The sequence below is a fragment of the Staphylococcus sp. IVB6181 genome (genome assembly GCF_025561445.1).
In the GTDB taxonomy this organism is placed as follows: Bacteria; Bacillota; Bacilli; order Staphylococcales; family Staphylococcaceae; genus Staphylococcus; species Staphylococcus simulans_B.
The window spans coordinates 426904-439422 of the sequence record NZ_CP095096.1 but is presented as its reverse complement, the minus strand read 5'-3'; the positions used below and the strand labels follow the sequence as shown (position 1 = coordinate 439422).

Sequence of the window (12519 nt, the reverse complement as noted above, 5' to 3'; positions counted from 1 at the left end):
ATAATTCATATTTAAGTAACATTAAAGACAGAAAGCCTAATTTTAAAATTTTTTTCACATTTACTTATTTTCAAAAAACAAAAAAGCGAGCCGAAGCCCGCTTCTATTAATCTAATCTTATAATTGGTTGACTCTCATTATTACCCAACACAATCTTGCTCGCCACTGCATTTACTTGTGCTTTAGGAATCCCTTGTTTCTCCAAATCAGAAATTTTATATTCAGTTATATAACCTGATGCGACATCTTGCGGATAATTTGCTAATCCTGAATGTCCTCCCCAATCGCAACTTTATCACGTGAGACACCTATTTTAACCGCAAAAGGACCTGCATATGGATCACACTCATAAAACAACATACCTTCAGGTGCGTTACTCACTGTTGTATTAAATTCTCCACCTTGCAGTAATCGTATTTCATTAATTTTAAACACATGTATTTGAGCGCGTTCAGAACCTTTATACTTTCCGCTTAAAAGTTCTTGGCCGCTGATAAAATGTTCTTCCAAATTAGGATTTAACAACATCAAAGCTACATTATGCTTTATTTCTTCTTGTGTTAAAGGTCCTGTTTTTTGTACATCAGCTGTTTTAGCTTCTGTCTTTGTTTCTTGTTTAACATTTTCCTTTTCCTCTTCTTTTTTACTGTCTTCAGCTTTCGCTATATCTTTATCAGTTGTTTGAGTTTCTTGTTTTTCTTGTTTCGGCTTTTCTGTTTGTTTACTCTCTTCGTCTTTATGTCCGCACGCTGAAAGTAATAACACTAACAAACTTGCAATGGTGATGATTCTTAGTTGTTTCATGGCTTATCTCCTTAATTTTCAGGTACGTACTGTAAAGTATGCGGTGTTACTTGGTAAACATGTTTTGTCAGTGCGTCTAATTTAGCTTGATTTAAGTTCTTTTTCTCTAAATCTTTCACTTTAAAGATTTGTGTGTCTGCTTGTTGAGTGAAACCATTATAATCAAGGTCAAAGTTTTGCGCCATGCCGTCTTGATCACTGATGTTTGATGTTCTGATTACAATCTCGTCATTGCTAATACCCACTAGTATACGCTTTTCGCTTTCTTTCTGCGGTATCAAGTAGTAGTAATACATACCATTGGGACTGTTCTTTAACTGAGGAACCCATCCAGAACTGAAGAGTATAAAATTAGCAAAGTTTTTTTCTTCTCCATCCACTGTTGTGTAAGATTTACGATCTAAATCCCCAGCTGTCACAAATTTCTTGTTTAATTTGCCATCCATTAACATCATCGCAACGTGTTTACGATCTACTGCCGCTTCAGCACCAGGAAAAATTTGTGCAGGATCTTTGGCTTTGCCTTTGAATTCTAAAGATGGTTCATTATTGTTTTGTGACGATGTGTCGGCTTTTTCAGATGTTTGTTTGTCAGATTCGCTTTTTTGATGGTCTGTGTTTGATTTTTCTTTTGTTGTTTCTTTTGTGTGTGTTTCTGTTTTTTCTTCTTTAACTACAACTTTTTTCTCTTGTTTCGTATTGTCGTCTTTGTTAGTTTGGTTTTGGTCATTAGATGTTGTGTCTTGTGACTTGGATTCGGTTGATTGTTCTTTTTGATTATCTGCTTGCTTGTGTGTATCTTCTTTATGGCCGCAGCCGGCTAATAAAACTGCAAAAGCAAGCAAACCTGTCATCAAATGATGTAATTTCATGATGTTACCCTCCAATACATTTTGTTAATTATATATTACACAATTTATATAATACGCTCAACGCTTATTTCTTAGCTTAATCCCCTTTTTACTAGGTTTTATAATGCATTTATATGGGAAGTTAATAATAATGAAATTTGAAATGAAATAAAATTAAATTTCACTTTCTACACTTTTTAAATAGAAAGGAGGCAGCACATGACTGAAATAAAAGTCGGTATCATTGCGGCACCTAGTTTTCCTATGCAGTTATCCGAAAAACTATCAGCTGATCTTCCCTCTACTTTGAACCGAGCACTAGAACAAGACATCACTTGGAATTTCCAATGTGTCGAAAATCCGCTCATCGGTTCAGCGGAAGACGTTAATAAGAGTTTAGACTTTGCGAAATCCATACAGGATGAACATCAATGGGACTATGCGATTGTCGTAACAGATTTACCTATTGTAGAAGGGAAAAAGGTAGTTGTCGGAAACTTAGATGAACCGATGGGAACAGGTTTGGTTTCGATACCTGCCTTAGGTTTCATCAGGGTAAAACAAAAGCTTAAACAATGTCTGCTTTACTTTGCGGAAACAGTTTATCTTTACCATAATGAACAAGATAAAACCAAACGCAATTTGAACTTGTCTTTATTCACCCGCATCAAACCCGAACATACGATACTGGATGAAAAACAAGAAAATGATATGTTAACGGAGGATGAACAAGAAGAAGGCGATCAAACCTCTCATTCTAAAACTACGACTAAATTTATCTTAAGTCCTCTGATAATCAGCTGGATTTTACTCTTAGCAGGAATGATCAGAGCGAATCAGCCTTGGAAAGAAATCCCCAATTTCAAAAAGATTATTTCACTCTCTTTTGCGACCGCAACTTATTTGACGATTTTCTCAACACCTTGGCAATTGAGTATTGAATATTCTAATTTACGCTTTATTTTCATGACCACGCTGGCCATCGGCGGTATGGTCTTATGGATTATGTACGCCCATTCGTTATGGGAATATCCTACTACAATGACGACAAGAACCTATCGTACTGTTTATAACATCACAACGGTGTTTACACTGCTCATTATTATCGTATTAAGTTATTTAATTCTATTTGCACTCTTAATGATCAGTGTCGCATTGTTCGTGCCTAATGATTTATATAACATGAGTACATCCAACGAAGGTACACGTACGATAGCTCAGTTTTTATATCTGACATGGTTTGTGACGTCGCTTGGATTCTTAGCAGGTGCACTCGGTGCATCTGTAGAGAACGAACAAAAGATTCGTGCAATGACTTATTCTTATCGTCAACGTGCACGTTACGAAGAAGCTAAACGATGGGAAGCTTCCAATTACTATTCATCAGATGATACAAACAATCAATCACAATCTCATAATTAAGAAAGGAGGACGCATTTTATGCAAGAGCTTGTAGTGGGTATCGTCGCAGCGCCGGGTATCGCAAATCAGCTTTCGCGCAAACTTGTGGATACTTTGCCTCAACTTCTGCAGGATAATATCTCTTCGCAATTCCAATGGAAAATCGAAGTCGTTGTTGATGAGTTGACCGGTTCAGCTGAAGAAGCTGATTTAGCATACCAAAAAACAGAAGACTTCTTAGATAAATATAACTGGCATTATATTATCAGCTTAACGGATTTGCCTCTGTTTCATGATAACGAATCTGTTATAGCCGTCGATATCAACGAAGAAAACGGCGCAAGTATTATTTCTATCCCTGCATACGGATGGCGTCCATTGACAAAACGGTTAGAAAAAACCGTCATTACCGTGATACATGAAATCAATGTTCTGTTTCGCGACCATCCGAATCAAAATAATAATCATGAAAATCATCAAGATGCTTACCGCAACATCTTCCCTTTCTCCAACTTAAGAAAGTTGAGAACTTATACCGATGATACGCATACGATGCACATTCGTTATATTGTCGCTTCAAAAGCTTCAGGGTATTTCCGTTTATTAAGCGGTATGACGTTTGCGAACAACCCGTTGCGATTAATGAAAAGTATGAACAGTGTTATCGCTATCGCCTTTACGACAGGTGCTTCCGGACTGATCTTCTCTACAATGTGGCAGCTAAGCAATACCTTTACCGCATTAAGATTGACGATTATGTCCTTGCTTGCGGTATTCGGTATGATTCTTTGGATTATATTGGCTCATAACTTATGGGAAAGCGAGCGCTATAGTGAAAATAAATTAATAACCAGGCTGTATAACTTAACCACATTGACGACACTTACGACATCAGTATTGATTTATTATATTACCTTGCTTATTATCTATTTAATCGCATCACTGATACTATTGCCGCCAAGCTTTTTAGGCAATGCATTAGAGCTTTCGCATCCAGCACCTTTCACACTTTATTGTTCTATCGCATGGTTCGCAGCTTCACTTTCAACCATCGCAGGCGCAATCGGTGCAGGTATGCGCAACGAAAAATTAGTACGTGAAAGCACATATGGCGCAAGACAGCAAATGAGAAAAGCACTCTTTAAAGAGCGCAATCATATGCAATAATCACTTGAAAGAATCAAGATCAACTGTGTCTTGATTCTTTTTCTTTATCTTTTTCTACAAGATAAGCCTTCGGGTTGTCTGAAGTCAGACCCCTCTACCCTCTTAAAACCCCATTACATCAATGTTTTTAAAAGTTATGTGCTATCTCTGCTTGTGGTACTGACTTGAAAGGAAATAAATGTTACCGTTTACACTTAACGGTATAGGCTATGCTATAACTAAGGGACTTAAAGAGGGGGAAAAGAGATGAAATTTAACAAACAACATATTAACCGCGTTGACTCAAGTCAAGCTAAGAAAAGTGTTGTCGCAACCGGCATCGGCAATGCGATTGAATGGTTTGATTTCGGTTTATACGCACAGATGGCCGTGATAATCAGTGCTAACTTTTTCGGTAATATGCCAAAAGAAATTCAACTCGTTTCAACGTTCGCAGTCTTTGCCTTTGCGTTTATCGTCCGGCCGATCGGCGGTATCTTCTTCAGCCATGTCGGAGATAAACACGGAAGAAAAGCTGTATTGTCTTGGACCATTATCTTGATGGCCGGGTCAACATTGGTATTAGGACTGCTGCCTACCCAGCACAGCATTGGGATATGGGCACCTATCTTATTGCTCATTGTGCGCTTAGTTCAATCATTTTCAACTGGAGGCGAATATGCAGGTGCGATGACTTATATCGCAGAAACTTCACCTGACCGTGCAAGAGGCAAACTCGGGAGCGGTCTTGAAATCGGCACACTTGCCGGTAATATTCTCGCTGCTGCGCTTGCAGGGATTATGTATTCGTTACTGACAGATGACCAAATGGCTTCATGGGGATGGAGAATTCCATTTATCATCGCAGCTCCGCTCGGCATTGTCGGTGTGTTACTTCGTACACACTTGGATGAAAGTCCGGCTTATGAAACATCGCTCGAAGATGAACAAGAACAAACTTATACTTACAAGGACATCTTTAAATATTATTGGAAAGACATCATTGTTGCCTTTACAGGCGTCGCATTCTTAAATGTCGCAAACTACATGGTTCTGTCCTATATGCCGTCATTCCTAAACTCAACTATCTACCTTGGCGGTACTGTCGGCAGTATCCTCAGTACACTGACAATGGCCGTGATGATTCCGTTTGTCTTCTTCTTCGGCTGGTACAGCGACAAAATCGGAAACAAACGCACCGTTATGTTCGGCTTAATCGGCTACAGTTTATTCTCTGTTGTCGCATTTTGGCTGATGACCAACCCATCGATACCAATGATAATTGCTGGACTAATGCTTATCGCTTTATTCATGTCAACGTTTGAAGGCGTGATGCCTTCAGTCTTGCCGAGCATGTTCTATACTAAAATCAGATTGCGTTCATTATCACTTGTTTATAATATCGGTGCCGCAATCTTCGGCGGTTTGACACCATTTATTTTGTCACTGCTTGTCGAAACAACAGGACAACGCATTGCGCCGTCATACTATCTGACACTCATCAACGTATTAGGATTGATTATTTTCGGTTTAATGTTCAAATCTACATCCAACAAATCATTAAGAGGTTCTTACCCGAACGTCGCTTCACAATCTGAATACCAAAATGTAGTAGAGAATCCTAAAGATGCATTATGGTGGGAAAGTGAAATGAAAGACCGCGAACAATCTTAACGACTTCATTTAACTTTTAACTAAAGTCAGCACGCCCTAACAAATTACATTGTTAAGGCGTGCTGTTTCATATTATATACATTCCACAATATGCTTAATTTTGCATATATAGCTCATCTTATAACAAACACACTGGAAGTTATATCGCTGCATAACCTCCAATGTGCAGTTCTGTTAATCACTTTCCAAGGCTAATGCATATTGTAATAACTGTTTAACTGCTTGATTTTGTATGCTGTAATAAGCCATCTTTCCTTCTTTCTCAAAAGCAACAATGTCTTTTTTATACAAAGTACGCAAATGATGAGAAGTAGACGCAATACTCATATTCAATAACGTCGCAATATCGCATACACATAGCCTTTCTTCTTTAAACAAAGCCAATAGAATGGTCAGCTTCTTACTGTCTCCGATAGCACTGAATAAATCCAGCACCTCTAAAGTATGCGGTGTATTCAGAAAAGCTTTTGCGTCTTTGACTTTATCTTCATGCACGTATTTAATCTCACATTGATCTTCTGCCAAGTTATTTCACTCGCTTTCTAGAAAATGAAACTTAATAATGTTTGAATGGTTCTGTTTTCAATAATGATATATAGGCCTAAACCAATATAGATGACAGCCATAATCCAACGATTATACTTTTCAACCGTTTCTCCTATTCCCGGTACTTTTGACAACTTTTGCGCTGAAAGGACCAGCAAGTAAATCATGATCACAAATACAATCAGTGTCACAATCAGCTTAGGCAGCGTTAAACTCACAAAATAAGGGACGAACAATCCAATGTTATCAGCGCCGCAGCTGGCAAGTGTCACCAATGCGACAATTCCTATAAGTTTCGACATCCCTTTTTCATCCAATTCTTTTTTCGCACGTTCTTCCCCTTCGCAATCATCAAACAAAGCAACTTTAATTCCTAAATATAATGGAATCAAACCTAATAGACCTAACATCCATTTTTCAGGTACATAATGCAAGACAAAAGCAAAGAATAAACTAATAACAATCAATGCGCCTGAACCGAGAAACTGTCCGATATAAATATCTCTGTATTCTTTTTTCGTATGCGCACGTGCAAAATAAATTAATAAAATGACCAATAAATCTAAGGCTGTGGCGGTATAGAGTACCACCGCAGTCAATGCGGTTTGAAACATCTCTCCACCTCATTCAAATCTGGATTTGAATATAGCATAGCACTTTCAAGTTTTACATTCAAATTTATTTTTGAATGTAAAAAAGACTTTCGCATCCGCAAAAGTCTTTTAAATCTATTATTTCGTTAATAACGCTTTGACAGCTTGTGCAAATGCTTCAGGTTGTTGTGCATAACCATAATGTCCGCCTGGGACTTGTACCATCGGTGCTTTTAACACGTGACTGAAATAACGCGCTGCTTCATAACCTAGCGATCCTTTCGAATCTTCTCCTTGTGCCACGATAATGTTTGTAGCTAACGCTTTATCTTGTGTAAAAACAAACGAGTAATTCATGTACTGTCGTAATTCATATTGAAGCCAGATTTCAGTAGAGGCCCTGCTTCGTAATTGTGCAGTATCTGGTGAACAAACTGCACAAGGTGCAATTGTATTTTCTACCAGTACGTTCATATCCGCTTGCGTGGACTGTACCATACTTTCATATTGACGCATCGCAGCGGGTACACCTTCAATCATAGCAGTCCGTACGATTTGTTCTGCCTGTGATGCATAAGCTTCTGCATCTGGCAGAACTGACACATTTAAAGGCTCATGAAGCAATAAAGTTTCTATCCATTCTGGATAATCCAGTGCAAACTGCAGTGCCGCTGCAGCACCCGTATCTGTCGCAAAGACTGTCACAGGCTGATCTGTTATCGACTCCAAGATAGCCTTCATATCCTGCACATCTTGTTTCAGCCGATACGTATCTTTCGGATTCGCAATAGAAGCCGGCAGCGGTGCAGTGAGTTCGCTTGCGCCGTAGCCTCTTCTATCAGGCAGGATGACTGTATAATCTTGTTTCAATGCTTGTGCTCCTTCTATATAACTGTCATTGATACCGCTGGCACCTGGAATAAAAAGCAAGATAGGCCCTTGTCCAATCATGTCATAACGCAGTACAGCTTGGTCTGTTTCTAAAGCATACATCTCTCTCGTTCCTTTCGCTCTAGTCATTACTGCCATCATACCTTATTCGTCATGTTTATATAAATCAACCGCTTCACGTGTCTGACTCAGATGTTCTAAATGCGATGCATAGTCTTTTGACAAGTAAGAATAAAATAATGTATCAACTGTCATTAACTGAGCAATCAACGAACTTGTTGCGGCTAAACGCAAACTCCGCTCAGAACTCGCACCATGTGCTAAACAAATATCAGAAACCTGTGCTAGCTTTGAATCTAATCCGCTCGTCATACCTATGACCGGCACACCGTAGTGTTGTGCAACTTCAGCTAAGCGCAATGTTTCTTGATTACGTCCTGAATTCGATATGCCTATCATAAGTGTCTCATCATCTCCGCCTGCCAAAACTGTCGCAATAATATGTGCATCAGAACTCTGTACGACATGCATGCCTGCACGTGTAAACTTTTGAAAGATGTCTTCCGCGACAATATGGCTGGCGCCTACACCGAAGACCACCAGTTTCTTGCATTGTCTCAAGCGCTGTACTGCTTGATTCAGCACTTGGTTTTCCAATAAATCTTCTGTGGTTTTCAATGTATATTCCGCTCTAGAAAAAAGCGTTCGTTTTATTTCAGATGGCGATGCATCTTGTGCAATTTCTTGATAGACATTTTCTTGATGCTTCGGCAAATCACGCGACAGCGCAAGTTTTAATTCTACTAAACCTTTAAACCCTAATTTATGCACACAGCGGATCACTGTTGCAGAACTGGTCTTTGTTTGTCGTCCGATGGCTTGTGCACTCATAGCAAGCACCGCTTTTGGTGCTTCAACCATATACTTTGCGACCAACTGTTCTTGTTTTGTCAGCTGCGTCATATGTTCTTGAATATAAATTAATATTTGTTCACTGGCCATCTGTTTCACGTCCTAATCATCAATTTCTTGTGGTGTTGTCATTTCCTTCGTTGTCCCGAAGAAATAAGTCGCCGCAAAACCGCCTGCGTACGCTGCAAGAATCCCTGCGATATAACCGAGATACATATTATCATAAATCAGCGGAATCAATGATAGTCCGCTAGGCCCGATTGCGACCGCACCGATATGACCGATGCCTCCGATCACTGCACCTCCGATACCGCCGCCGATACAAGCTGTAATAAACGGACGGCCTAATGGTAAAGTCACACCATAAATCAATGGTTCTCCGATGCCCAAAATACCTGCAGGCAATGCGCCTTTTAATAAGCGGATAATTTTCTTATTCTTACGGCATTTCACCCATAACGCTAAAGCTGCGCCGACTTGTCCTGCACCTGCCATCGCAAGTACCGGCAATAAGAAAGTCGCATGATCTTGGTTGATCATTTCAATATGAATCGGTGTAAGCACTTGGTGCAAGCCGAACATTACGAGCGGCAAGAATGTCGCACCGAGAATAAAGCCGCTGAAGGCACCGCCGATATCTAATACCCACTTGATAATGCCTAATAGCCCTTCAGATACTACACCTGCTATCGGCATGATTAAGAAAATTGTGACCAGACCCATAATCAATAAGGTAATGGTAGGTGTGACAATAATGTCCACCGCATTCGGAATAATTTTATGCAGACGCTTCTCAACCATCGCAAGCAGCCAAACCGCAAAGATAACACCAATCACACCGCCTTGTCCTGGCGCTAATGCTTCGCCGTTAAAGATATTATGGAGGGGCTGTTCAGGCGTCATCCCTGTCAGCATCGTCGTACCGCCGATAACACCGCCTAGTCCTGGAGTCGCACCGAATTCTCGTGCTGCATTAATACCGACATAAATGACTAAGTACGCAAGCAAACCGCTCTTGATAATATCAAATACTAAAGTGAGCTGTTTCCATACTGCGCCTTCTATCACACCCGCTGATAACATGTTCGTCAATACAGCCGCAATCCCGCCGATAAGTCCTGCACCGACAAAGGCTGGAATCAACGGCACAAAGATATTCGCAATCGTACGCAGTACTTTCTTCCATTTAGACTGCTTTTGATTCTTTTTCATCTGCGTTTTAAACAGCATCGCTTCTTCTTCTACGCGCGCTTTGTCAGATTGATGTGCATGATGCGAAATATCTTCTCCTAATGGTGTTTTGATCATCTCGCTCATTTCATTAGCCACTTTATTCACTGTACCGGGTCCGACAATGACTTGAAGGGTATCATCTTCAACTACACCCATGACACCATCAATAGCTTTTAAACCTTCGATATCGACCTTTGAATAATCGATAATATTCATACGGACACGTGTCATACAGTGAATCACACGTTCTAAGTTCTCTTTACCTCCTACATGCTTTAATATTTCCTCGGCAATCTTTCTCTCTTTTGTCATTGCGTTTCACGCTCCTTAAGTCCTTCTGATAAAACCATCTGCCTTTTTCAATCGATCTAATGCTTCCGCATATTTAATATCATGCAGCCCCATAACTATCGCAGCTTTAACATTGCCTCTGCTGCTGTAGAAGAGCTGCTTCGCTTGTTCTTCGCTGGCACCTGTCACTTCTGAAATGATATTGAAAGCACGCTGTTTCAATTTTTCATTCGTAGGTTTAACATCTACCATTAAATTTTCATACACTTTGCCGATACCGATCATGGCACCTGTCGATATCATATTCAGGACCAGCTTTTGTGCTGTACCGGATTTCAAGCGTGTCGAACCTGTTAAAATCTCAGGGCCGACTTCCACTTCGATAGCGACATCAGCTATCGCTCCGATTTTCGTATCCTTATTGCATGCGATGGCTGCTGTTTTGGCACCGACGGACTGTGCGTATTCTAAACCGCCGATAACATAAGGTGTTCTGCCGCTTGCGGCTAACCCAATCACGATGTCATCTTTCGTCAATTCGATTTCTTGCAAATCTTGTGCACCCAGCCCTAAATTATCTTCAGCACCTTCAATCGCTTCAGTCATAGCTTTAGAACCGCCCGCAATCAAACCGATAACATCATCTCTCGTAACACCGAACGTCGGTACACACTCCGCCGCATCCAAAACACCTAAGCGTCCGCTGGTACCTGCACCCATATAAATCAAACGTCCGCCTCGTTTAAAAGAAGCAATCACGTTATCAATCACCTGCGTGATATAATCCTGTTCTTGTGCAATTGCTTGTGCCACAATCTGATCTTCTTGATTCATCAAGGTCACAAACTCTGATGTGCTTAATTGATCTAAGTTTTTTGTTTTCTCATTACGCTGTTCTGTTGTCATTTTCTTAAAGTCCATGGTCTTCCTCCTCTCTTCCTATTAATTGAAATGTTGTACCGGATGCGATTAAGTTGAGACAATCAATATCTTTCGGCTCAATATGCCCTAAGACATTTACTGCCGCATCTGCCGGCAAATCTGTACGTGTAATTTGAAGCTCATTCATATAACGGCCATACAGATGATTATCTAAAGTAATGGTACCTGTCGGACGCTCTACGGCATTTTGCGGCAAGACTTCATCTTTAAATTGACGTCGTGCTTCTTCTGCTCTGACCACATCACGCGCAACATCTAAACGGTTATGATACGTACCTAAATAGGGACTCTCTTGATTTAAGTCAGTACGTAATAACACTTTTCGTTGTTTGACGTAATGATTGAATTGCTTAATTAAAAAGGCATCGATTTGACTATCACCGATACAAGCGATATCGCATAAATCACTTTCAAGTTCCGCTGCAGCGGCTAAAGGATGCATATTGCGATGGGCTTCAAGCGTCGGCAAGCCGCGATAAATCGGACCTCGCAGTTTTGTTCCTTGCACAAATGCCATAATTTGAATTTCCGGGAATGCACCTTTTAAGCGTTCATTGATGTGCTGAAAAAAAGAACGGTCTAAACCTGTTTCAGGTCGCGGATAATAATTATGCGCTACAAGAATGTTCTCTTGTGAGATGGCGCGGTCGCTCAGCGCTCTTAAAATACGAAAAGCATCCGTACTCGCATTCAGCATCACCGCATGTTTTTGTTCCACATATTCTGCCAAGACATCAAGCTCTGCACCCTCATCCAAACGCACAATATCAATACCTGCATCTTCAATCCCTTGCGGGTCTTCTAAAGAAAGATCCAGACGTGCTAATGTATCTGTATTCACATCCGCAATAATACGTGCACGATGCGCATTGATTTGTGCCAATTGTGCTAAGCGTGTTAAATACACTTTTTCATCTTCTTCAGGGATTTGTAGCGACGTAAAAATATAACGGCAGCCTTGATCTAGCATTGTTTCAATATAGTCTTCATCAAAGGGTTCTCCTAAATATACAGAAAAACCTAATTCCATTTGATTCACCTCTTTTTAGATTCATTCATTATCCATGTACCCCAAAAATAGAAGCAAACATTTATGAAATCGCTTACATTATCACACATATGAAATAACATTACAATATATGCATATAAATAACTTTATTTTGTAACAAAGTTCCAAACTTAATAATTATATAAAAAGCACGCCCCTCTTAAAAAGGCGCGTGCTTAGAAATACA

General features: G+C 40.0%; 12 protein-coding genes. 3 read left to right on the top strand and 9 right to left on the bottom strand.

Features of this window, described 5'->3' with window-relative positions; translation table 11 throughout:
- Positions 1–261: 261 nt before the first annotated feature.
- Both MUA90_RS01865 and MUA90_RS01860 read right to left on the bottom strand, forming a co-directional pair.
- Positions 262–804: a hypothetical protein gene (locus MUA90_RS01865; protein WP_262587962.1), complete on the bottom strand. Its 543-nt coding sequence runs from the start codon at positions 802–804 to the stop codon at positions 262–264.
- 11 nt (positions 805–815) lie between these two features.
- Positions 816–1676 (bottom strand): hypothetical protein, encoded by an 861-nt coding sequence (locus MUA90_RS01860; protein ID WP_262587961.1) that lies wholly within the window; start codon positions 1674–1676, stop codon positions 816–818.
- A gap of 198 nt (positions 1677–1874) precedes the next feature.
- Here MUA90_RS01860 and MUA90_RS01855 point away from each other — a divergent pair, with 198 nt between their 5' ends.
- The 3 genes from MUA90_RS01855 (at position 1875) to MUA90_RS01845 (ending at position 5876) form a co-directional block, all read left to right on the top strand.
- Positions 1875–3077, top strand: coding sequence for a hypothetical protein (locus MUA90_RS01855; protein ID WP_262587960.1), 1203 nt, complete (start codon positions 1875–1877; stop codon positions 3075–3077).
- Between the two features lie 18 nt (positions 3078–3095).
- Positions 3096–4223 (top strand): 5,10-methylene-tetrahydrofolate dehydrogenase, encoded by a 1128-nt coding sequence (locus tag MUA90_RS01850; RefSeq protein WP_262587958.1) that lies wholly within the window; start codon positions 3096–3098, stop codon positions 4221–4223.
- A 246-nt stretch (positions 4224–4469) separates the two neighbouring features.
- On the top strand, positions 4470–5876 hold the full coding sequence (locus MUA90_RS01845; RefSeq protein ID WP_262587956.1) for an MFS transporter: 1407 nt from the start codon (positions 4470–4472) through the stop codon (positions 5874–5876).
- 174 nt (positions 5877–6050) lie between these two features.
- Here MUA90_RS01845 and MUA90_RS01840 read toward each other — a convergent pair whose 3' ends face one another.
- The 7 genes from MUA90_RS01840 to MUA90_RS01810 all read right to left on the bottom strand — a co-directional run bounded on the left by MUA90_RS01840 (position 6051) and on the right by MUA90_RS01810 (position 12314).
- Positions 6051–6401, bottom strand: a complete 351-nt coding sequence (locus MUA90_RS01840; protein WP_262587954.1) for an ArsR/SmtB family transcription factor — start codon at positions 6399–6401, stop codon at positions 6051–6053.
- Positions 6402–6418: 17 nt separating this feature from the next.
- Positions 6419–7036, bottom strand: coding sequence for a CadD family cadmium resistance transporter (locus MUA90_RS01835; protein ID WP_262587952.1), 618 nt, complete (start codon positions 7034–7036; stop codon positions 6419–6421).
- Positions 7037–7153: 117 nt separating this feature from the next.
- The gene (locus MUA90_RS01830; RefSeq protein WP_262587950.1) at positions 7154–8035 is read right to left on the bottom strand and encodes an alpha/beta fold hydrolase; all 882 of its coding nucleotides are present in this window, start codon (positions 8033–8035) and stop codon (positions 7154–7156) included.
- Between the two features lie 15 nt (positions 8036–8050).
- Positions 8051–8908 carry a MurR/RpiR family transcriptional regulator gene (locus MUA90_RS01825; RefSeq protein WP_262587949.1) on the bottom strand — a complete coding sequence of 286 codons (858 nt, stop codon included), beginning with the start codon at positions 8906–8908 and terminating at the stop codon, positions 8051–8053.
- Positions 8909–8920: 12 nt separating this feature from the next.
- Positions 8921–10363, bottom strand: a complete 1443-nt coding sequence (locus MUA90_RS01820; RefSeq protein WP_262587947.1) for a PTS transporter subunit EIIC — start codon at positions 10361–10363, stop codon at positions 8921–8923.
- 15 nt (positions 10364–10378) lie between these two features.
- Positions 10379–11263, bottom strand: coding sequence for an N-acetylmuramic acid 6-phosphate etherase (murQ, locus tag MUA90_RS01815; RefSeq protein WP_262587946.1), 885 nt, complete (start codon positions 11261–11263; stop codon positions 10379–10381).
- Entirely contained in the window at positions 11253–12314 is a 1062-nt protein-coding gene (locus MUA90_RS01810) for a MupG family TIM beta-alpha barrel fold protein (protein ID WP_262587945.1), read from the bottom strand. The genes murQ and MUA90_RS01810 overlap by 11 nt, the downstream gene beginning before the upstream one ends.
- Between the last annotated feature and the right edge of the window lie 205 nt (positions 12315–12519).